At 57.6% G+C, this 20058-nt stretch carries 22 protein-coding genes and 1 tRNA gene; all 23 read right to left on the minus strand.

Annotated features, from left to right (window positions below):
* Positions 1–85 precede the first annotated feature (85 nt).
* A complete protein-coding gene (arfB, locus tag ACIQ39_RS11855) occupies positions 86–487 on the minus strand; it encodes an alternative ribosome rescue aminoacyl-tRNA hydrolase ArfB (protein ID WP_396434809.1) in 402 nt (133 codons plus the stop codon).
* A 42-nt stretch (positions 488–529) separates the two neighbouring features.
* Positions 530–1147 carry a DUF1178 family protein gene (locus ACIQ39_RS11860; RefSeq protein WP_396434810.1) on the minus strand — a complete coding sequence of 206 codons (618 nt, stop codon included), beginning with the start codon at positions 1145–1147 and terminating at the stop codon, positions 530–532.
* Positions 1148–1193: 46 nt separating this feature from the next.
* Entirely contained in the window at positions 1194–1778 is a 585-nt protein-coding gene (locus ACIQ39_RS11865; protein WP_396434811.1) for an NUDIX domain-containing protein, read from the minus strand.
* 28 nt (positions 1779–1806) lie between these two features.
* Complete coding sequence (locus ACIQ39_RS11870) at positions 1807–1971, minus strand: hypothetical protein (RefSeq protein ID WP_396434812.1); 165 nt, start codon at positions 1969–1971, stop codon at positions 1807–1809.
* A gap of 18 nt (positions 1972–1989) precedes the next feature.
* On the minus strand, positions 1990–3477 hold the full coding sequence (gene nuoN / locus ACIQ39_RS11875) for an NADH-quinone oxidoreductase subunit NuoN (RefSeq protein WP_396434813.1): 1488 nt from the start codon (positions 3475–3477) through the stop codon (positions 1990–1992).
* Between the two features lie 51 nt (positions 3478–3528).
* Positions 3529–5004, minus strand: a complete 1476-nt coding sequence (locus ACIQ39_RS11880; RefSeq protein ID WP_396434814.1) for an NADH-quinone oxidoreductase subunit M — start codon at positions 5002–5004, stop codon at positions 3529–3531.
* Positions 5005–5026: 22 nt separating this feature from the next.
* Positions 5027–7084, minus strand: coding sequence for an NADH-quinone oxidoreductase subunit L (nuoL, locus tag ACIQ39_RS11885; protein ID WP_396434815.1), 2058 nt, complete (start codon positions 7082–7084; stop codon positions 5027–5029).
* Positions 7085–7090: 6 nt separating this feature from the next.
* Positions 7091–7399 carry an NADH-quinone oxidoreductase subunit NuoK gene (gene nuoK / locus ACIQ39_RS11890; RefSeq protein ID WP_396434830.1) on the minus strand — a complete coding sequence of 103 codons (309 nt, stop codon included), beginning with the start codon at positions 7397–7399 and terminating at the stop codon, positions 7091–7093.
* On the minus strand, positions 7399–8049 hold the full coding sequence (locus ACIQ39_RS11895; RefSeq protein WP_396434816.1) for an NADH-quinone oxidoreductase subunit J: 651 nt from the start codon (positions 8047–8049) through the stop codon (positions 7399–7401). Before ACIQ39_RS11895 ends, nuoK begins: the two co-directional genes overlap by 1 nt.
* Before the next feature lie 37 nt (positions 8050–8086).
* The gene (nuoI, locus tag ACIQ39_RS11900) at positions 8087–8596 is read right to left on the minus strand and encodes an NADH-quinone oxidoreductase subunit NuoI (protein WP_396434817.1); all 510 of its coding nucleotides are present in this window, start codon (positions 8594–8596) and stop codon (positions 8087–8089) included.
* 13 nt (positions 8597–8609) lie between these two features.
* The gene (gene nuoH, locus ACIQ39_RS11905) at positions 8610–9692 is read right to left on the minus strand and encodes an NADH-quinone oxidoreductase subunit NuoH (RefSeq protein ID WP_396434818.1); all 1083 of its coding nucleotides are present in this window, start codon (positions 9690–9692) and stop codon (positions 8610–8612) included.
* Positions 9689–11818 (minus strand): NADH-quinone oxidoreductase subunit NuoG, encoded by a 2130-nt coding sequence (gene nuoG / locus ACIQ39_RS11910; RefSeq protein WP_396434819.1) that lies wholly within the window; start codon positions 11816–11818, stop codon positions 9689–9691. The genes nuoH and nuoG overlap by 4 nt, the downstream gene beginning before the upstream one ends.
* Entirely contained in the window at positions 11811–13211 is a 1401-nt protein-coding gene (gene nuoF, locus ACIQ39_RS11915) for an NADH-quinone oxidoreductase subunit NuoF (protein WP_396434820.1), read from the minus strand. The genes nuoG and nuoF overlap by 8 nt, the downstream gene beginning before the upstream one ends.
* Positions 13211–13699 (minus strand): NADH-quinone oxidoreductase subunit NuoE, encoded by a 489-nt coding sequence (nuoE, locus tag ACIQ39_RS11920; RefSeq protein ID WP_396434821.1) that lies wholly within the window; start codon positions 13697–13699, stop codon positions 13211–13213. The genes nuoF and nuoE overlap by 1 nt, the downstream gene beginning before the upstream one ends.
* On the minus strand, positions 13696–14949 hold the full coding sequence (locus ACIQ39_RS11925; RefSeq protein ID WP_396434822.1) for an NADH-quinone oxidoreductase subunit D: 1254 nt from the start codon (positions 14947–14949) through the stop codon (positions 13696–13698). The genes nuoE and ACIQ39_RS11925 overlap by 4 nt, the downstream gene beginning before the upstream one ends.
* A gap of 1 nt (position 14950) precedes the next feature.
* Entirely contained in the window at positions 14951–15559 is a 609-nt protein-coding gene (locus ACIQ39_RS11930) for an NADH-quinone oxidoreductase subunit C (protein ID WP_396434823.1), read from the minus strand.
* A gap of 11 nt (positions 15560–15570) precedes the next feature.
* Positions 15571–16050 (minus strand): NuoB/complex I 20 kDa subunit family protein, encoded by a 480-nt coding sequence (locus tag ACIQ39_RS11935; RefSeq protein WP_396434824.1) that lies wholly within the window; start codon positions 16048–16050, stop codon positions 15571–15573.
* Between the two features lie 46 nt (positions 16051–16096).
* The gene (locus tag ACIQ39_RS11940) at positions 16097–16456 is read right to left on the minus strand and encodes an NADH-quinone oxidoreductase subunit A (RefSeq protein ID WP_396434825.1); all 360 of its coding nucleotides are present in this window, start codon (positions 16454–16456) and stop codon (positions 16097–16099) included.
* Between the two features lie 67 nt (positions 16457–16523).
* A tRNA-Leu gene (locus ACIQ39_RS11945) sits at positions 16524–16608 on the minus strand.
* Between the two features lie 153 nt (positions 16609–16761).
* The gene (gene secG, locus ACIQ39_RS11950) at positions 16762–17154 is read right to left on the minus strand and encodes a preprotein translocase subunit SecG (RefSeq protein ID WP_396434826.1); all 393 of its coding nucleotides are present in this window, start codon (positions 17152–17154) and stop codon (positions 16762–16764) included.
* A gap of 37 nt (positions 17155–17191) precedes the next feature.
* Positions 17192–17944, minus strand: coding sequence for a triose-phosphate isomerase (tpiA, locus tag ACIQ39_RS11955; protein WP_396434827.1), 753 nt, complete (start codon positions 17942–17944; stop codon positions 17192–17194).
* Positions 17944–18954, minus strand: a complete 1011-nt coding sequence (locus ACIQ39_RS11960; protein WP_396434828.1) for an NAD(P)H-quinone oxidoreductase — start codon at positions 18952–18954, stop codon at positions 17944–17946. Before ACIQ39_RS11960 ends, tpiA begins: the two co-directional genes overlap by 1 nt.
* 245 nt (positions 18955–19199) lie before the next feature.
* On the minus strand, positions 19200–20058 hold an 859-nt coding region (locus ACIQ39_RS11965; protein ID WP_396434829.1), incomplete at its 5' end, for a S1 RNA-binding domain-containing protein.

Consider the following 20058-nt stretch of genomic DNA (forward strand, 5'->3'; position numbering starts at 1 on the left):
CAAAGGCATAGCAGAGATCAATGCATCGCCAGTGGTGTTTCGTTGGAACAAGTTCGACCTCGGTGTCGCCTAATATGCATTGGTTTTAATGGAACGATGTACTAGAGGCTTTGATCTTGGACTGCATTGACTTGCCTTCCAGTCGCCGCTGGACAGAGCCATAAGTTGGCTTGGTGGCTTTTCGGGCTTTAGGAGGCTTGGCGTATTGGTCAAGTGTTTGGTACAGGCGCGCCCAGGCATCGACACGGTTGGCTTCTTGCGTGCGATGGCGTTGGGCTTTGAGGATGAACACGCCTTCCCGTGTAAGGCGGCTGTCGCCAGACTGCAGCCAGCGTTGTTTCACGTCGTCTGGCAAAGATGAGCTTGCTACATCGAAACGCAACTGAATGGCACTGGAGACTTTGTTGACGTTTTGCCCGCCCGGGCCTTGCGCGCGGATGGCGCTGAGCTCGACTTGGGTGTCGTCGATGTGCAGCGTGTGTTTCATCGAAGGGGGTCAGAGGCCATCGATCACGCTGGCAGGCCAGGCCTACTGGAGCGGTCCCTTGAGACTTTCTGGCAGGATGAAAGGCATGATTTCGATGCCTTCGTCGAGCAAGTCTTCGGCTTCTTGGCGTGTCGCCTGGCCGCGTATTGGGCTGTTTTCTCGTTCACCGTAATGGATTTTTCGGGCCTCTTCGGCGAACTGGCTGCCCACATCTTCGGTGTGAGCCAAGACATGGCGAGCCATGCTCAACAGGGCCGCCTGCATCTGCTGCAAAGCATCGGGAGGCAAACCAACGCTCTCAAAATGACCGGCTTGGGCCGCTGCCATGCCGCCTGGAGCTGACGTTGTCGGCACACTTGCAAGGCGGGCTGCAAGGGCGGGGTCGGTGTTTTGTTCAGGGCTGCGCTCAGCACCGCGCCCACCACCCTGCGCCTGTGTTTGTTGGTCCTGTGCTTGGGCCGTGTCCGCACGGTTCAGTTCGGGGGCCACGCCGTGCCCCAAGTTCAAACGTGGGGCAGAGAGCATTTTGGTGATCACGCTGTCGTTACACACGGGGCAAACAACCAGGCCTTGCTCGCGTTGCCCATCGTAGTCGGCTTGAGAGCCAAACCAGCCTTCAAAGCTGTGGCCTGAGCGGCATTGCAGGTCCAGGACTTTCATGGTGTGGGCTCGTTCAGCGTGCAGGCGGGTGCATGAGGCAAGCCGCTCAAAAAGCCACCTGCCAACGAAGGGGCCAAAGACCCGATTGCACATTTTGCAGCCAAAGCAAGCCTGTCAGGGTCTTCGCATCCGTCAATTGGCCTTGTTGGCATGCGGCCATCAACTCGGTCGGTGTGGCCGTGAAAACGTCCAAAAACTCGTCGGCATCGAGTTGCCGCTCACCCCCAATCAGGTCTTTGGCAAACCAAATCTCGATCACCTCGGTGGAGTATGCGATGACCGGGTGCAAGACACCCGCGCGCGCCCACATTCGGGCTTTGTAGCCGGTTTCTTCAAGAAGTTCACGTTGGGCACACCGCCAAGGGTCTTCACCGGGATCGAGCTTGCCTGCCGGGAACTCGGTCATGACCTGGCCTACCGGGTAGCGAAACTGCCGCTCCATCACGAGACGCAAACCCTCAGGCGTGTCCAACATCGGGATGACCATCACAGCCCCTGGGTGCACCACAAACTCGCGGGTGGCGAGGTTCTGGTTGGGCAATTGCACCGTGTCGCGCAGCACGTGTAAAAAGTGACCGCACAACAAGGCTTCCCGCTGGACTCGGTGCTCAATCAAGTGGTCTTCAGCCATGCCAGTCAGTGTGTGCAAAGCTTGTCGCTCAATGCTTGCGGTGCATCAGGCAGCGGTCGACACACCCCGGGATGGCCCGTGTCGCCAACAGGCTGCCCGTGATGGCATCCAGCGACCAGCCCAGCGGGCTGACTTGGTGGCCCTGGTTTTCGCGGACCACAATCAGCAAAGCAATGGGCAAGGATGGGCTCATGCTGCGGGGCTCAAGGCATCAAACCGCCAACATGCGCACGATCGAGTCGGCGCACAAAGCCATCAGCGCACCAGGGAAAATGCCCAGCAACAGCACCAGCGACCCGTTGGCGGAAAGCACCAAACGGACATCCAAGGAGGCCTGCACAGCGTCGGTGCTGACCGCCTCGTCGAAGTACATGACTTTGACCACGCGCAGGTAATAAAAGGCGCCGATCAGCGACATCAGAACCGCGAAAATCGCCAGGCCGATATGAAAGCCTTGGCCCGAGGCCACCAAGGACTGCAACACCGACAGCTTGGCGTAAAAGCCGACCATGGGCGGAATGCCAGCCATTGAGAACAAGCAAACGGCCATGACGCCGGCATACAGCGGGCTGCGTTGGTTCAGTCCCGCCAAATCGGTGATTTCTTCACTTTCAAAACCTTGACGCGCCAACAACATGATCACCCCAAATGCGGCCAAGGTGGTCAACACATACGACACCATGTAAAACATGGCCGAGCTGTAGGCGTTGGCAGCCAAGGTGGTCTCTTCATTGACCACGCCTGCGACAAAACCCAAAAGGACAAACCCCATTTGCGAGATGGTCGAATAGGCCAACATGCGCTTGAGGTTGGTTTGGGCAATGGCGGCCAAATTGCCAATGAGCAAAGAGCCAATGGCCAACAGCGCCAACATTTGTTGCCAGTCAACGGCCAGGGGCAGCATGCCCTCGACCAGCAGACGCACCAAGATGGCAAATGCGGCCAGTTTGGGAGCGCCGCCAATCATCAAAGTAGCCGCCGTGGGTGCGCCTTGGTAGACATCGGGAACCCACATGTGAAAAGGCACAGCACCGATTTTGAAAGCCAATCCGGCCACGATGAAGACCAAACCAAAGACCAGCACTTGCTCATTGGCTTGGCCCGACTCGATGGCTTTGAACACAGCCGACAGCTCTAAGTTGCCGGTCGCGCCATACAGCATCGACATGCCGTACAACAAAAAACCCGAGGCCATCGCCCCGAGCACAAAATACTTCATGGCCGCTTCTGTGGCCTGAGTGTGATCACGGCGCAGCGCCACCAAGGCGTAGCTCGACAAGGTGAGCAATTCCAAGCCAAGGTAGATCACGATGAAGTTTTGGCCCGAAATCATCATGCTCATGCCCAGCAGGGCAAACAGGCTCAGACTGAAAATCTCACCGCCGCGCAGCATGTCGCGATCCGAGGCATAGGGGCGTGAGTACACCAAAGTCACCATCACCGCGATGGTGGCAAAACACTTGAGCCAGTGGCCCATGGGGTCACTCACCACCATGCGGCCAAAGCCATACAAAGTGTGGCCCGCATCGGCATAAAAAGCGTGCAGCAGTGCCAGCCCACCCAGCGAGGCCAAAGTCAAAACATAAGTGCCTGTGCGGCGCGGGCTTTTCACATACAGGTCAACCAGCGTCACCACGCAGGCCATGACCAGCAACACGATCTCCGGGTACATCGTCAGCCAACTGGAGTTGTCCATCATCAGTGTTCTCTCAAGGGTTCGGTTCAAGCAAAACGCTCAGGCTAAGGCCACTCAAGGCAGCTTGGACAAAGCCACATGCTTGAGCAAGTCCAGCACCGAGGCGTCCATCACATCGGTGAAGGGTTTTGGGTAAATGCCCATGTAGAGCACGGCCACGGCCAACAGGGACAGCATCAGGAATTCACGGGCATTGATGTCGCTCAAGCCTTTGACATCGTCATTGGTGACCGGGCCCAAGTACACGCGCTTGTACATCCAAAGCGTGTAGGCCGCACCAAAGATCAAGGCCGAAGCGGCCAACAAACCAACCCAGAAGTTGAACTTCACAGCGCCCAAAATCACCATCCATTCGCCCACAAAACCAGCAGTTCCGGGCAAGCCCGCATTGGCCATGGCAAAGAGCAAAGCAAATGCGGCAAACTTGGGCATGGTGTTGACCACGCCCCCGTAGCTGGCGATTTCACGCGAATGCACCCGGTCATACAAGACGCCGATGCACAAGAACATGGCCGCTGAAACAAAACCGTGGGCAATCATCTGCACAATGCCGCCAGACACAGCCAGCGGGTTGAAGATGAAAAAGCCCAAGGTGACGAAACCCATGTGCGCCACCGACGAATAAGCCACCAGCTTTTTCATGTCTTGTTGCACCATGGCGACCAAACCCACGTAAATCACGGCCACCAAGGACAACACGATGATCAGCATGCCCCACTCGCGTGCCGCATCCGGTGCGATCGGCATAGAAAAGCGCAAAAAACCATAAGCGCCCAGCTTGAGCATGATGGCCGCCAACACGGCCGAGCCGCCAGTTGGCGCCTCGACGTGCACATCAGGCAACCAAGTGTGCACTGGCCACATGGGCACTTTGACTGCAAAGGCTGCAAAAAAAGCAAAGAACAACAAGGTCTGTTCCGAGACCGACAAAGGCAGTTTGTGCCAAGTCAAGATGTCAAAGCTGTCGCCGGATGTTACGTACAAATAAATCAATGCGATCAGCATCAACAATGAGCCGAGCAAGGTGTACAAAAAGAACTTAAAGGCGGCGTAGATCTTGTTGGGGCCACCCCAGATGCCGATGATCAGGTACATCGGAATCAAGGTGGCTTCAAAAAAGACGTAGAACAAGATGCCGTCCAGCGCACTGAACACGCCGATCATCAGGCCCGACAGAATCAGGAAGGCCGCCATGTATTGGTTGACCTTGCGGGTGATGACTTCCCAGCCCGCGATGACCACCACCACGTTGATGAAGGCGGTCAAGGGGATGAGCCACAAGGAAATGCCGTCAACCCCCAGGTGGTAATGCACATTGAAACGCTCGAACCAAGAAAATTTTTCGACAAACTGCATGGCCGAAGTGCCAAGCTGGAAGCCCGAGATCAGCGGCAATGTGACGAGCAAGCTGGCAATGGCGCCGAGCAGCGCCAGCCAACGCACTGCACCAGCTTGCGTGTCGCGGCCAAGGGCCAGCAAGACGACACCGAAAGCAATCGGCATCCAGATGGCAAGGCTTAACAATCCCATTTTTATTTTGTCCTCAAAACCGTTAAGCGAGCCAGACGAAGTACGTCATCAGCACGAACACACCAAAAATCATGACCAAAGCATAGTGGTAGAGAAAACCCGATTGCAACTTGCGCACCTGGCCAGAAACCCAGCCCACTGTTTTCCAAGAGCCATTGACCAAGAAACCGTCAATGAGCTTGCCGTCGCCCACTTTCCACAAGCCCATGCCCAGCCCACGGGCGCCCTTGGCCAAAACGTTTTCGTTGAACCAATCCATGAAGTACTTTTGCTCCAACACCACCACCAATGGACGCAAGGCGCGCGCAAAAAACGCCGGCACCTTGGGATTGATGACGTACATGTACCACGCAGACACCACGCCGGCCAACGCCAACCAAAAGGGTGCCAAAGTCATGCCGTGCAAAGCCATGGCCACAGGACCCGTAAACAAGGCCCCGAGTTGCTGCATGGCAGGGTGCTTGACCGCATCGATGGATATCACGTCTTTGAAGAAGTCGCCGTACAGCATGGGCTGGATGGTCATGAAGCCAATGAGCACCGAAGGAATGGCCAACAAAATCAGCGGCACCGTCACCACCCATGGCGATTCATGGGGCTTGGCATGGCTGTGTGTGTCATGCCCAGGGTGCGCGTCGTGCGCGTCGTGCGCATCGTCTGAAGCAGCGCCATGGGCTTCGGGTTTTTGCGCGTAACGCTCAGGGCCGTGAAAGACCAAAAAATACATGCGAAACGAATAAAAGGCCGTGACGAACACCCCCGCCAACACCGCGAAGTTGGCAAACCCAGCTGCGGGCAAAGTGCTCAAATGCACGGCTTCGATGATGCTGTCCTTGGAGTAAAAGCCCGAAAAGAAAGGCGTGCCAATCAGGGCCAAAGAACCCAACAAAGCCGTGATCCAAGTGATGGGCATGTACTTGCGCACGCCACCCATCCAGCGGATGTCTTGGTTGTGGTGCAAGCCCATGATCACCGAGCCAGCCGCCAGAAACAGCAGCGCCTTGAAAAACGCGTGGGTCATCAGGTGAAACACCGCCACCGAATAAGCCGAGGCACCCAGCGCCACCGTCATGTAACCGAGTTGCGACAAGGTGGAATAGGCCACCACGCGCTTGATGTCGTTTTGGATGATGCCCAAAAAGCCCATGAACAGCGCGGTGATCGAGCCGATGACCATCATGAAGTTGAGCGCCGAATCGGACAACTCAAAAAGCGGTGACATGCGCGCCACCATGAAGATGCCAGCTGTGACCATGGTGGCGGCGTGGATCAAGGCGGAGATGGGTGTCGGGCCCTCCATCGAGTCAGGCAACCAGACGTGCAAAGGAAACTGCGCCGACTTGCCCATGGCACCGATAAAGAGGCAAATGCAGATCACGGTGATCAGCATGGCATCCATACCAAAGATGTACCAAGGAAAATCGATGGTGGCCAGCTCTTGCGCTTTGGCAAACAACTCGGTGTAGTTGAGTGTGCCGGTGTAAGCCGCGATCAGGCCAATGCCGATGATGAAGCCAAAGTCACCGACACGGTTGACCAAAAAGGCCTTCATGTTGGCGAAGATGGCTGTGGGCTTGTTGTACCAAAAACCGATCAGCAAATACGACACCAGGCCCACGGCTTCCCAGCCAAAAAACAGCTGCAACAAGTTGTTGCTCATCACCAGCATGAGCATAGAGAAAGTGAACAGCGAGATGTAGGCGAAAAAGCGGTTGTAGCCTTCGTCCTCGTCCATGTAACCGATGGTGTAAATGTGCACCATGAGCGAGACAAAGGTGACCACGCACATCATCATGGCCGTCAGGCTGTCGACCATGAAGCCGATCTCCATCTTCAAGTCGCCCACCACCATCCAGGTGTAGAGGCTTTCGTTGAAGCGGGCACCGTTGATGACCTGGTTCAGCGTCATGGCCGACAAGATGAAGGCCACCAACACCCCCAAAATGGTGAGCGTGTGCGACAAGCGGCGCCCCATCCAGTTACCGCCAAATTGGGTGCCAAAGATACCCGCCAGCAAAGAGCCCACCAATGGGGCCAAGGGAACGGCCAACAGCATGCTGGCGTTGAGGGTTTGACTCATGTTGTTTTAACCCTTGAGCGAATTGAGTTCGTCCACATAGATGTTGTTCTTGTTGCGAAACAGCAGCACCAAAATGGCCAAGCCGATGGCCGACTCGGCCGCTGCCACCGTGAGGATAAAGAACACGAACACCTGACCGTGCATGTCACCCAGGTAGTGTGAAAAGGCCACGAAGTTCATGTTGACAGCCAGCAGCATCAACTCGATGGCCATCAGCAAAACAATCAGGTTCTTGCGGTTCAGGAAGATGCCCACAACGGCCAATGCAAACAGCATGGCACCGAGCGTCAAGAAGTGTCCCAGGGTCAGTGTCATCATTTTTTCGCCTCCGCTGGGTTGGCTTCGGTCTCGGCAACGGGGGCAGGCGCCAATTGGGTTGCGGCCATCTTGACCACCTGCAAGCGATCGGCCGCACGCACTTTGACTTGAACCGACGCGTCGATGGCCTTGCTGTCTTTGCGGGTGCGCAAAGTCAAGGCTATCGCCGCGATCATGGCCACCAACAAGATGGCCGCTGCAATTTGGATAGGCATCAGGTATTCGGTGTACAGCAAGATACCCAAGGCTTTGCCGTTGTCCACAGGCAAGGCGCCCGGGGCCGAGGCTGGGGCCTCGGTCAGGCTAAAGCCCGACATCAAGACGGCCGCCATCTGAAAAACCACCACCCCACCCAAGGTGGCGGCCAATGGAAAGTTTTTCCAAAAACCACGCCGCACTGTGTCGATGTGAACGTCCAGCATCATCACCACGAACAGGAACAAAACCATCACCGCACCCAAATACACCAGCACCAGCACGATGGCCAAAAACTCCGCGTTCAACATCAACCATACCGCCGAAGCTTGCGAAAAGGCCAGCATGAGGTAGAGCACCGCATGCACAGGGTTGCGTGCAGTGACGACGCGGAAGGCGGCAAACAACAGCACCAGAGCAAAGAGATAAAAGAAACCGGTCTTGACGTCCATGGGTCTGTCTTTTCAAATGTTCAGGACTTGATCGCGTTCAACGGTAAGGCGCATCTGCCACTTTGGCCTGAGCGATCTCTTTTTCGTAACGGTCACCCACAGCCAACAACATGTCCTTGGTGAAGTAGAGGTCACCGCGTTTTTCACCGTGGTATTCAAAAATATGGGTCTCTACGATGGAGTCCACTGGGCAGCTTTCTTCGCAGAAACCACAAAAAATACACTTGGTCAGGTCAATGTCGTAGCGTGTGGTGCGCCGTGAGCCGTCTTCGCGCTGACCCGCCTCGATGGTGATGGCCATGGCAGGGCATACGGCCTCACACAGCTTGCAAGCGATGCAGCGTTCTTCGCCATTGTCATAACGGCGCAATGCGTGCAAACCCCGAAAACGGGGCGATTGCGGTGTTTTTTCTTCGGGAAATTGCACCGTGACTTTGCGCGCGAAAGCATAGCGCCCTGTCAGGGCCATGCCTTTGAGCAACTCCACCAGCATGAAGCTTTTGAGGAAGTCTTTGATCGAGAAAGGGGTAGCCGTCATTGTTGTCATGTTCGTGAACCACTCAAAGCCAGATGTTCCAAGGCGAGTGCAACCACGCGCCGACGATCAGCAGCCACACCAAGGTGACGGGGATGAAAACTTTCCAGCCCAAACGCATGATTTGGTCGTAGCGAAAGCGGGGAAAGGTGGCGCGAATCCAGATGAACATGGACACCACCAAGAAGGTCTTCAGGCCCAGCCAAATCCAGCCCGGAATCCAGTTGAACAAGGCGTGGTCTATGGGCGATAACCAACCGCCCAAAAACATGATCACCGCCAAAATGGACACCAGCCACATGCTGGCGTATTCGGCCAAAAAGAAGATGGCAAAGCCCATGCCCGAGTACTCGACCATGTGACCGGCCACGATTTCGGCCTCACCTTCGACCACGTCAAAAGGGTGGCGGTTGGTTTCGGCCACGCCAGAAATCAGGTAGACAATGAAAATCGGCAGCAGCGGCAACCAGTTCCAAGAGAACACGCCCAGACCCATGTCGGCTGCAGCGCCTTTGCCTTGTGCAAGCACAATTTCGGTCAGGTTCATGCTGCCCGAGACCATCAAAACCACCAAAAAGCAAAAGCCCATGGCAATCTCGTAACTCACCATTTGGGCCGAGGCACGCAATGCGCCCAAAAAGGCGTATTTGGAGTTCGATGCCCAACCCGCAATGATCACCCCATACACCTCAATCGAGGTGATGGCCATGACCAACAACAAACCTGTGTTGATATTGGCCAGCGCCTGGTCTGGGCCAAAGGGAATCACCACCCAAGCAGCCAAGGCCGGCATGATCGCCATGATTGGGCCCAAACGAAACAAACCCAAGCTGGCTGCACTGGGGTTGATCAGTTCTTTGGTCAACAACTTGATGGCATCGGCGATCGGCTGCAGCAAACCCATGGGGCCCACGCGGTTGGGGCCGTGGCGCACCTGCATGAAACCCAAAAGCTTGCGCTCCCACAGCGTCAGGTAAGCCACAGCGCCCATCAGCGGAGCGAGGATGGCGACGATCTTGATCAAGATCCACAGCACCGGCCAGACCAAGGTGGCCCACCAGCTGGCAGCCACCAAGTTCAGGCCGCCGTTGTACAGCGCGTCAATCATGCGATGACCTCCTGACGGGCGTCTGCAGTCAATTGCAAGGACGGGGCGCGGCGAACCATGCCGTCGAGTTGGTAAATCGATGCGCTCACGGGAACGGTCGTCGTGGCAGACAGCGTGATCGCGGCGCGCGTGGCGTTCGATGCAGCCATGGGCTTGGCGGTGGCACGGGCCAAAACGTCTTGCGAGGTTTCAAAAGCCACACCCGGGATGTCGAGCAAATTGGCCAACACACGCAGCACTTTCCAGGCGGGGCGAGTCTCGGCCAGGGGCTTGACCACCGCATGGAAGCTTTGCAGGCGACCCTCGGCATTGACAAAACTGCCCGATGTTTCGGTGAAAGGGGCAATGGGCAACAACACATCGCTGAAGGCCATGTTGGCCTTGAACGGGCTGAGCGTGACCACCATCTCGGCCTGACCTAAAGTCTGGGCTGCAGCGGCACCGGCGGCGCTGTCGAACTCGGGTTCGGTGTTCAGCAAGAGGGCGGCTTTGAGGCCACCGGCCAACATCTGGCCCGCGTCTTGGCCACCGGTTTGGGGTTGTGCCCCCACCCATTGCGCGCCCACGGTGTTGGCCGCTTCGGTCAGGTAACCCACTGTTGCACCGGTTTGCTCGCCGATCCAGTTGGCCAAGGCCAAGAGGCTCGACGCATTCGAGGCATGCGCTGCGGCATTGCCCAGCAAAATGGCTTTGCGCTCACCGCCGAGCAGGGACTTGGCGATGGCTTGGGCTTGTGCAGAGGCAGTGCCTGCACCGCTTGTGGTGCTCAAGGACACGGGCGCTGCAACGCCCTTTTCAGCAGCGATGGCTGCGGCCACATCGGCCAGGGCCTGCGCCCAAGCCGAAGCGTCGGACAACACCGACTGCGTGACGGGCATGGCCCAAGCGTCGGCGTGCGCCATTGACTCTGGAGACGTGATGGCATGCAGCTGCGCACCATGGCGCACGGCGTGGCGCACACGCAGCGCAAACAGCGGGTGGTCTTTGCGCAGGTTAGAACCCACGACCAGCACGCGCTGCAAGGTGGACAGCGATGCGATCGAGGTGCCCAAGGTGCGCACGCCTTCGGCAGCGGCAAACTCGGCGTGGCGCAAACGGTGGTCGATGTTGTCCGAACCCAGGCCGCGCATCAAGGTGCCAGCCAGGTACAACTCTTCCAAGGTGCTGTGCGGGCTGACCAGCGCGCCAATGCGGTGGGCACCGTGGTCTCGCTGTATGCTGCGCAGGCCATTGGCCACGTACTCCAAGGCGGTTTGCCAGTCCACGGTTTTCCACTCGCCGCCCTGCTTGAGCATGGGCTGGGTCAGGCGGTCAGGGCCGTTCAGGGCTTCGTAAGAGAAGCGCTCACGGTCGGCAATCCAGCATTCGTTGACCTCTTCGTTTTCCAGGGGCACAACGCGCATGACCTGGTTGTTCTTGACCTGCACCACCAAGTTGGCACCTGAAGAGTCGTGTGCGGCCACCGACTTGCGGCGTGACAATTCCCAAGTGCGCGCCTGATAACGAAATGGCTTGCTGGTCAAGGCCCCCACCGGGCAGATGTCGATCATGTTGCCCGAGAGTTCGGAGTCAATCGTCTGGCCCAAAAAGGTTTCGATCTCGGCATGCTCACCCCGGTGCGACATGCCCAACTCCATGGCGCCGGCCACTTCTTGGCCAAAGCGCACACAGCGGGTGCAGTGGATGCAGCGGCTCATCTCTTCCATCGAGATCAGCGGGCCGACCTCTTTGTGGAAGACCACGCGCTTTTCTTCTTCGTAACGCGAACTGCTGCCGCCATAGCCCACGGCCAGGTCTTGCAACTGGCACTCACCGCCTTGGTCGCAAATCGGGCAATCGAGCGGGTGGTTGATGAGCAAAAACTCCATGACCGACTTTTGGGCCGCAATCGCCTTGTCGCTCTTGGTGCGCACGATCATGCCTTGCGTCACCGGCGTGGCGCAGGCGGGCATGGGCTTGGGGGCTTTTTCGACCTCGACCAAACACATGCGGCAATTGGCCGCGATCGAGAGTTTCTTGTGGTAGCAGAAATGAGGAATGTAGGTGCCGGCTTTTTCGGCTGCATGCATGACCATGCTGCCCTCGGCAACTTCCACTTTCTGACCGTCGAGTTCGATTTCAACCATGGGTCTTCACCGCTGTTGCATCGGCGCTGACCATGGAGGTCTTGTGCTCGATGAGGTGGACAAATTCGTGACGGAAATGCTTGAGCATGCCGCGCACCGGCATCGCCGCTGCGTCGCCCAGGGCGCAAATCGTGCGGCCCATGATGTTGCCGGCCACGCTGTCGAGCATGTCGATGTCGCTGGCTCGGCCCTGGCCGTGTTCAATGCGGTCCACCATGCGCCAGAGCCAGCCTGTGCCTTCGCGGCAAGGGGTGCATTGGCCGCAGGATTCGTGCGAGTAAAAGTAAGACAGTCGCGCCAAGGCCTTGACCATGCAACGCGTCTCGTCCATCACAATCACCGCGCCCGAACCCAACATCGAGCCGCCTTCTTTGGCGATGCTGTCGTAGTCCATGGTCAGCTTCATCATCAACTCGGCAGGCACCACAGGCGAAGACGAACCGCCAGGGATCACGGCTTTGAGTTGGCGGCCACCGCGCACACCGCCAGCCAGTTCGAGCAGCTTGGCGAACGGCGTGCCCATGGGCACTTCGTAGTTGCCTGGGCGCTCCACGTCACCGCTGACCGAGAAAATCTTGGTGCCGCCGTTGTTGGGCTTGCCGCATTCCAGATACGCCTGACCACCGTTGCGGATGATCCAGGGCACGGCCGCGAAGGTTTCGGTGTTGTTGATGGTGGTGGGCTTGCCATACAGGCCAAAGCTGGCGGGAAACGGTGGCTTGAAACGGGGTTGGCCTTTTTTGCCCTCCAGCGATTCGAGCAAGGCGGTTTCTTCACCGCAGATGTAAGCGCCAAAACCGTGCGCAGCGTGCAGCTGGAAGCTGAAGCTGCTGCCCAAGATGTGTTTGCCCAAATAACCTGCGGCGCGGGCTTCTTCCAATGCCGCTTCGAAGCGCTCGTAGGTGTGGACAATTTCACCGTGGATGTAGTTGTAGCCCACGCTGATGCCCATGGCGTAAGCGGCAATGGCCATGCCCTCGATCACCGAGTGCGGGTTGTACTCCATGATGTCGCGGTCTTTGCAGGTGCCCGGCTCGCCCTCGTCCGAGTTGCACACCAAGTATTTTTGCCCTGGGAACTGGCGCGGCATGAAGCTCCACTTCAAGCCCGTGGGGAAACCCGCACCGCCGCGACCGCGCAAGCCGGACTCTTTGACGGTGGCGATCACCTGGTCTTGGGTCATGCCCGCAACGCCGGTCTCGGCATTGGGCTGGGCACCGTCTTGGCCCAAAATTTTGCGCAAGGCCGCATAGCCGCCACGCGCTTCGTAGTCTTGGAGGCCCCAGTTCTTGCCATTCAAACCGGCATAGATTTGCGGCTTGATGTGGCGGTCGTGGAAGCAGGACTCCACGCCCGTGGCTTGGAATTGGCTCAGGATTTGTTCAACATTCATCAGGCGGCCTCGGCTTTCTTCAGGCTGTCGACCAGTTGGTCCAATTTTTCGTGGCTCATGAAACTGCACATGTGGCGGTCATTCACCAACAAAACAGGTGCATCGGCGCAAGCGCCTTGGCACTCGCTGGGCTGCAAGGTGAACAGACCGTCGGCAGTGGTCTCGCCCACATTCACGCCCAACTTGTGCTCCAGATGGGCCAGTGCCTCAGCACCACCGCGCAACTGGCAAGGCAGGTTGGTGCAGACATTCAGCTTGAACTTGCCCACCGGCTTTTGGTTGTACATGTTGTAGAAGGTGGTGACTTCGTGCACCGCCATCACCGGCATGCCCAACACCTCGGCCACGACTTGCTCACTGTCGGGGCTGACCCAGCCGAGTTCTTGCTGAACGATCGCCAGACAAGCCATGACGGCCGACTGCTTTTGGTCTGCAGGGAACTTGGCCACTTCACGCGCAAAGCGTGCTTGGGTTGACTCAGAGATCATCGGTCAATCTCTCCAAAAACAATGTCCATGGTCCCGATGATGGCGACCGCATCGGCCAGCATGTGGCCACGGGCCATTTCATCGAGGGTGGCCAAATGGGCAAAGCCCGGGGCGCGAATTTTGAGGCGATAGGGCTTGTTGGCACCATCGCTGATCATGTAAATGCCGAACTCGCCTTTGGGGTGTTCAACTGCCGCATAGGCCTCGCCTTCGGGCACATGAAAACCTTCGGTGAAGAGCTTGAAATGGTGGATCAAGTCTTCCATGTTGGTCTTCATGCCTTCACGCGAAGGCGGTGCAATCTTGTGGTTGTCGGTGATGACCGGGCCGGGGTTGGCGCGCAGCCATTTCACGCACTGTTGGATGATGCGGTTGGATTCGCGCATTTCCTGCACACGCACCAAATAGCGGTCGTAACTGTCACCGGTCTTGCCCACGGGCACATCGAATTCGACTTGGTCGTAGGCGTCGTAGGGCTGCTTTTTGCGCAAGTCCCAAGCCACGCCAGAGCCGCGCAACATGGGGCCGGTCATGCCCAAATTGAGGGCGCGTTCAGGCGGCACCACACCCACACCCACGGTGCGTTGCTTCCAGATGCGGTTGTCTGTGAGCAAGGTTTCGTACTCGTCGATGCACTTGGGAAAGCGCTGCGTGAAGTCGTCAATGAAGTCCAACATGGAGCCTTGGCGGTTTTGGTTGAGCCGCTCAATCGCCTTGGCGTTTTTGATCTTGCTGAGCTTGTACTGCGGCATGCTGTCCGGCAAGTCGCGGTACACGCCACCCGGGCGGAAATAGGCCGCGTGCATGCGGGCACCCGAGACGGCCTCGTACAGGTCGAACAAGTCTTCACGTTCGCGAAAGGTGTAAATCAAAACCGTGGAACTGCCGCAGTCGTTGCCGTGCGAGCCGAGCCACATGAGGTGGTTCAGCACGCGGGTGATTTCGGAAAACATCACCCGGATGTATTGCGCGCGCTTGGGCACTTCAAGGCCCAGCATCTTTTCGATGGCCAAGCAGTAAGCGTGCTCGTTGCACATCATGGACACATAGTCCAAACGGTCCATATAGGGCAAGGACTGGATGTAAGTTTTGCTTTCGGCCAGCTTTTCGGTGGCACGGTGCAACAAGCCGATGTGCGGATCAGCCCGTTGCACCACCTCGCCGTCCAACTCCAGCACCAGGCGCAGCACACCGTGGGCGGCCGGGTGCTGGGGACCGAAGTTGAGGGTGTAATTTTTGATTTCGGCCATGTCAGTTCAGGCCTCCGTAGTGGTCTTCGCGGATGATGCGCGGCGTGATTTCACGCGGCTCAATGCTCACGGGCTCGTAAATCACACGCTGGCGCTCAGCGTCGTAACGCATTTCCACGTGGCCCGACAGCGGAAAGTCTTTGCGGAACGGATGGCCAATGAAGCCGTAGTCGGTCAGGATGCGGCGCAGGTCGTTGTGGCCTTCAAACACAATGCCAAACAGGTCAAAGGCTTCGCGCTCGTACCAGTTGGCCGAGTTCCACAGCGCATTGACCGAATCGACCAATGGCAAATCGTCATCGGGGCACAGCACTTTGACCCGCACGCGCTGGTTCAGGCTGACCGACAACAAATGCACCGTGACTCCAAAACGCGGACCATCGGTGCCCACCTCACGGTAAGCGGAGTAATCCACACCGGCAAGGTCAACGAGTTGTTCAAATTGGCAGCCAGGCGCATCGCGCAGGGTTTGCATCACACTCAGGTAGTGCTGTGCATTCACATGAACGCTCACCTCACCAAGAGCCGTGGTGATGGTGTGCACCCGATCACGCAAGGCAGTGAGCAAGTTGTTTTGCAGGTTTTCCGGATGAATGGCGAAATCGGTCATCGTCATTTCCCTCAAGCACGGGCGATGGTGTGCGTGCGGCGGATTTTTTGTTGCAGCTGGATGATGCCGTAGATCAGCGCTTCGGCGGTCGGTGGGCAGCCCGGCACATACACATCGACCGGCACAATGCGGTCACAGCCGCGCACCACCGAATAGCTGTAGTGGTAATAACCACCCCCATTGGCGCATGACCCCATGGAGATCACCCAACGCGGCTCAGACATTTGGTCATAGACCTTGCGCAAAGCCGGGGCCATTTTGTTGCACAAGGTGCCAGCCACAATCATCAGATCGGCTTGGCGAGGGCTGGCGCGAAAAACCTCGGCACCAAAGCGGCCCAAATCGTAACGCGCAGCGGCCGCGTGCATCATTTCGACAGCGCAGCAAGCCAGCCCAAAGGTCATGGGCCAGAGCGAACCGGTCTTGGCCCAATTCACCACCGAGTCGTAACTGGTGGTGACAAAGCCTTCTTTCATCACGCCTTCGATCATTTGGAATCCTCAAAAAGGCTGTTGGGTGTGCGGGATCAAAAAAAGCTCATTCCCAATCGAGGGCACCTTTTTTCCATTCGTAGACAAAGCCCACGACCAGGATATTCAAAAAGATGACCGCACCTATGAAGCCGGCCATGCCGACTTCCTTGAGTGCAAGGGCCCAGGGGAAAAGAAAAGCAATTTCCAAGTCGAACAAGATGAACAAGATGGCCACCAAGTAGTAGCGAACATCGAACTTCATGCGCGCGTCTTCAAACGCTTCGAATCCACATTCGTAGGGGGAATTTTTGTTTGCATCAGGTTTGTTGGGGCCCAAAACATAGCCCAAAACCTGAGGAATGACGCCAACAGCAACGCCGACCAAAATGAACAAAAGAATTGGGAGGTATTGTTCGAGGTTCATGCGAAGAATGCCGGTTGTTGACCGAAGGAGACGCCCGAGCCTTAAGCCCAAGCGTTTCTGATATTTCTGGTGCCGTCGGCGAGACTCGAACTCGCACAGCTTTCGCCACTACCCCCTCAAGATAGCGTGTCTACCAATTTCACCACGACGGCTGAATGCACAAAGTCTGCTTGCATGAGGTACACCTAGCGTGCGTTTTGCTTGCAGAACAGTCCATGATTTTACTCTGAAAATCCACCAAGGCTTTTCTTCAAGCCGGAAAATTGTGCAGAGCAGCAAAACTGCAAGCGGCCTGACAACACGGCTTACTTCGCAGGCACTGCGGGAGGTACGCTGTTGTCTGTTTGGGGCGTTGTTGAGTTGCCCGGAATTTGCGCAGCAGGACTCGTATCGATGGGTGCAGCGACAGGGGCAGTGACCTTGGCACCGTCCAGCACACTGCCGGACGAGGCAGGCGTCAGATTGCCAAAATACGCCAAAGACAAAGTGCAAACAAAAAACACTGTGGCCAACACAGCCGTGGTGCGGGACATGAAGTTGGCGCTGCCCGTGGCACCAAACAAGCTGCTCGAACCGCTGCCGCTGCCAAAAGCGGCACCCATGTCTGCCCCCTTGCCGTGCTGGATCAAGATCAAACCGATCATGGTCAAAGCCGACAACATTTGCACCACCAAAATCAAAGTCAACATCACGTCCATTTGAATACTCCGCAAATCGTAAAAAAGAAACTGAAACTCATCTCGCTGCGACGGCCAGCATGCTCAAGAAATCAGGCCCCTTGAGCGATGCACCACCTACCAATCCACCATCTACATCGGCTTGGTCCAACAAACTTGCCACATTGCTTGCGTTCATGCTGCCACCATACAAAATTGGCATGCGCGGGGCATGCGCGCTTGCGGCTCGTAACTGGGCACGCAATACCGCGTGCACTTGCTGCGCCTGCTCTGGGGTGGCGGTCAAACCGGTGCCAATGGCCCAAACAGGCTCATACGCCACCACGATTTCACTGATGCAGTGCCCATTGGCATGGATCACGGCCGCCAGTTGTCGCTTCACCACGCTCTCGGTCAAACCGGCTTCACGCTCGGCCAAACTTTCGCCGACACACACAATCGGGGTGATGCCTGCCGCCAAAGCGCGTTGCGCCTTGGTGGCCACCTGGGCATCGGTTTCTCCATGGTATTGACGCCGCTCAGAATGCCCCACGATGGCATAGCGCACCGAAAAGTCGCGCAACATCTGAGCGGACACCTCGCCCGTGTAGGCACCCACATCGTGGGCCGAAAGATCTTGCGCACCCAGCGCAACCGGCGTGGCGGCCAACAAGGCCTGCATTTGCGCCAAGTAAACGGCTGGCACACACAAGGCCGCGCGGCAGGCAAAGCCTGAGACGCCTGCTGTCAGTCCGGCGACAAAGGCGGCATTGGCCGACAAACTGCCATGCATTTTCCAGTTGCCGACCATCAATTTGGGAGTTTTGCTCATCACCAGGTCACCACCAATTTACCGATGTGCTGGTTGCTCTCCATCAGCGCGTGGGCTTGCGCCGCACCCGATGGCAGATCACCCGCCGCATGCATGGCGTCAAACACGCTGTGGATGACCGGCTTGATGCGGCCAGCTTCGATCCAAGGCCAAACGGTGTTGCGCAAGGACTGGGCAATCGCCGCTTTGAAGGCCACTGGACGCGGCCGCAGCGTGGAGCCGGTGATGGTCAAGCGGCGGCGCAGCACCATGCCGGCATTGAACTCGGCTTTGACGCCGCCTTGCACCGCAATGATGACCAGGCGGCCGTCTTCGGCCAAGGCCTCCACTTCGCGCGCCACATAGTCGCCTGCGACCATGTCCAAAATCACGTTCACACCCACACCGCCGGTGAGTCGCTTGGCCTCGGCCACGAAATCGGTGGTTTTGTAGTTGATGGCGTGGTCTGCCCCCAAGGCCAGGCAAGCCTGGCATTTGTCGTCAGACCCGGCCGTGGCAATCACCGTCGCACCGGCCGCTTTGGCCATTTGGATGGCTGTGACGCCAATGCCGCTGGTGCCACCCTGAATCAACAAGGTCTCACCCGCTTGCAAACGACCTCGGTCGAACACATTGCTCCACACCGTGAAGAAGGTCTCAGGCAGCGAAGCGGCTTCGGTATCACTCAGGCCCTGGGGCACAGGCAGGCACTGGGCCACCGGGGCCACGCACAGCTGGGCATAACCGCCCCCCGCCACCAAGGCGCACACACGGTCACCCACCGAAAAACCTGCCGAGGCCATGGCCTGCGCATCACCCGACACCACCACACCCGCCACCTCCAGGCCCGGAATGTCGGACGCACCCGGCGGCACCGGGTAGTTGCCAGTGCGTTGCAGCACATCGGGGCGGTTGATGCCGCTGGCCGAGACGCGAATGAGCAACTCCCCTGCCCCGGCCACAGGATCGGGACGGACGCTGGGCACCAGCACCGCAGGGGCACCGAAGCTTTGGATTTCAATCACGTTCATGGCAGGTTCAGCGTTTTGCGTTTTGCGTTGGGTGTTATGCGTTATGCGTTATGCGTTATGCGTTATGCGTTATGCGTTATGCGTTATGCGTTATGCGTTATGCGTTATGCGTTATGCGTTTTGCGTTGGTTGAGGCTTGCGGGTTAAAAGCGTCTAGCTCAACGCTCAACGCTCAACGCTCAACGCTCAACACCCAACCCTCAACACCCAACGCTCAACACCCAACCCTCAACGCAAATCCCTTATCAGCCTTGCGCAGGACGGTCCAGCAAAGCCTTCATGGACAGCTTGATGCGGCCTTTTTCATCGGTTTCCATGACCTTGACCTTGACGATTTGGCCTTCGCTCAGGTAGTCGGTGACCTTCTCAACACGCTCGTGCGCAATCTGGCTGATGTGCAGCAAACCGTCTTTGCCGGGCAACAGGTTGATCAGGGCGCCAAAGTCCAAAATCTTGGTCACAGGGCCTTCGTAGACCTTGCCGATTTCGACTTCGGCGGTGATCTGCTCAATGCGTTTTTTCGCGATGTCGGCCTTCTCGCCGTCGGTGGCCGCGATGGTGATGGTGCCGTCTTCCGCGATGTTGATCTGGCAACCGGTTTCTTCGGTCAGGGCGCGGATGGTGGCGCCGCCCTTGCCGATCACGTCGCGGATTTTCTCGGGGTTGATCTTCATGGTGAAGAGCTTGGGCGCGAAATCCGACACTTCGGTGTTGGCCGTGCTCATCGCCTCTTGCATCTTGCCCAGAATGTGCATGCGGGCTTCTTTGGCCTGGGCCAATGCGACTTGCATGATTTCTTTGGTGATGCCTTGAATCTTGATGTCCATCTGCAAGGCGGTGATGCCGTGGGTGGTGCCGGCCACTTTGAAGTCCATGTCGCCCAGGTGGTCTTCGTCACCCAAGATGTCGGTCAACACGGCGAAACGGTTTTCATCTTTGATCAAACCCATGGCGATGCCGGCCACGTGGGCTTTCATCGGCACGCCCGCGTCCATCATCGACAAGCAGCCGCCGCAGACCGAAGCCATGGACGAGGAACCGTTCGATTCGGTGATCTCGGACACCACACGCACGGTGTAGGGAAACTCTTCTTTGCTTGGCAAG

The organism is Limnohabitans sp. (genome assembly GCF_044361645.1).
In the GTDB taxonomy this organism is placed as follows: domain Bacteria; phylum Pseudomonadota; class Gammaproteobacteria; order Burkholderiales; family Burkholderiaceae_C; genus Limnohabitans_A.

Bases quoted from the DNA above. Each gene is read 5' to 3' on its own strand.
- arfB (WP_396434809.1), bottom strand. From the start codon at position 487: ATGAAACACACGCTGCACATCGACGACACCCAAGTCGAGCTCAGCGCC.
- ACIQ39_RS11860 (WP_396434810.1), bottom strand. From the start codon at position 1,147: ATGAAAGTCCTGGACCTGCAATGCCGCTCAGGCCACAGCTTTGAAGGC.
- ACIQ39_RS11865 (WP_396434811.1), bottom strand. From the start codon at position 1,778: ATGGCTGAAGACCACTTGATTGAGCACCGAGTCCAGCGGGAAGCCTTG.
- ACIQ39_RS11870 (WP_396434812.1), bottom strand. From the start codon at position 1,971: ATGAGCCCATCCTTGCCCATTGCTTTGCTGATTGTGGTCCGCGAAAAC.
- nuoN (WP_396434813.1), bottom strand. From the start codon at position 3,477: ATGATGGACAACTCCAGTTGGCTGACGATGTACCCGGAGATCGTGTTG.
- ACIQ39_RS11880 (WP_396434814.1), bottom strand. From the start codon at position 5,004: ATGGGATTGTTAAGCCTTGCCATCTGGATGCCGATTGCTTTCGGTGTC.
- nuoL (WP_396434815.1), bottom strand. From the start codon at position 7,084: ATGAGTCAAACCCTCAACGCCAGCATGCTGTTGGCCGTTCCCTTGGCC.
- nuoK (WP_396434830.1), bottom strand. From the start codon at position 7,399: ATGACACTGACCCTGGGACACTTCTTGACGCTCGGTGCCATGCTGTTT.
- ACIQ39_RS11895 (WP_396434816.1), bottom strand. From the start codon at position 8,049: ATGGACGTCAAGACCGGTTTCTTTTATCTCTTTGCTCTGGTGCTGTTG.
- nuoI (WP_396434817.1), bottom strand. From the start codon at position 8,596: ATGACAACAATGACGGCTACCCCTTTCTCGATCAAAGACTTCCTCAAA.
- nuoH (WP_396434818.1), bottom strand. From the start codon at position 9,692: ATGATTGACGCGCTGTACAACGGCGGCCTGAACTTGGTGGCTGCCAGC.
- nuoG (WP_396434819.1), bottom strand. From the start codon at position 11,818: ATGGTTGAAATCGAACTCGACGGTCAGAAAGTGGAAGTTGCCGAGGGC.
- nuoF (WP_396434820.1), bottom strand. From the start codon at position 13,211: ATGAATGTTGAACAAATCCTGAGCCAATTCCAAGCCACGGGCGTGGAG.
- nuoE (WP_396434821.1), bottom strand. From the start codon at position 13,699: ATGATCTCTGAGTCAACCCAAGCACGCTTTGCGCGTGAAGTGGCCAAG.
- ACIQ39_RS11925 (WP_396434822.1), bottom strand. From the start codon at position 14,949: ATGGCCGAAATCAAAAATTACACCCTCAACTTCGGTCCCCAGCACCCG.
- ACIQ39_RS11930 (WP_396434823.1), bottom strand. From the start codon at position 15,559: ATGACCGATTTCGCCATTCATCCGGAAAACCTGCAAAACAACTTGCTC.
- ACIQ39_RS11935 (WP_396434824.1), bottom strand. From the start codon at position 16,050: ATGATCGAAGGCGTGATGAAAGAAGGCTTTGTCACCACCAGTTACGAC.
- ACIQ39_RS11940 (WP_396434825.1), bottom strand. From the start codon at position 16,456: ATGAACCTCGAACAATACCTCCCAATTCTTTTGTTCATTTTGGTCGGC.
- secG (WP_396434826.1), bottom strand. From the start codon at position 17,154: ATGGACGTGATGTTGACTTTGATTTTGGTGGTGCAAATGTTGTCGGCT.
- tpiA (WP_396434827.1), bottom strand. From the start codon at position 17,944: ATGAGCAAAACTCCCAAATTGATGGTCGGCAACTGGAAAATGCATGGC.
- ACIQ39_RS11960 (WP_396434828.1), bottom strand. From the start codon at position 18,954: ATGAACGTGATTGAAATCCAAAGCTTCGGTGCCCCTGCGGTGCTGGTG.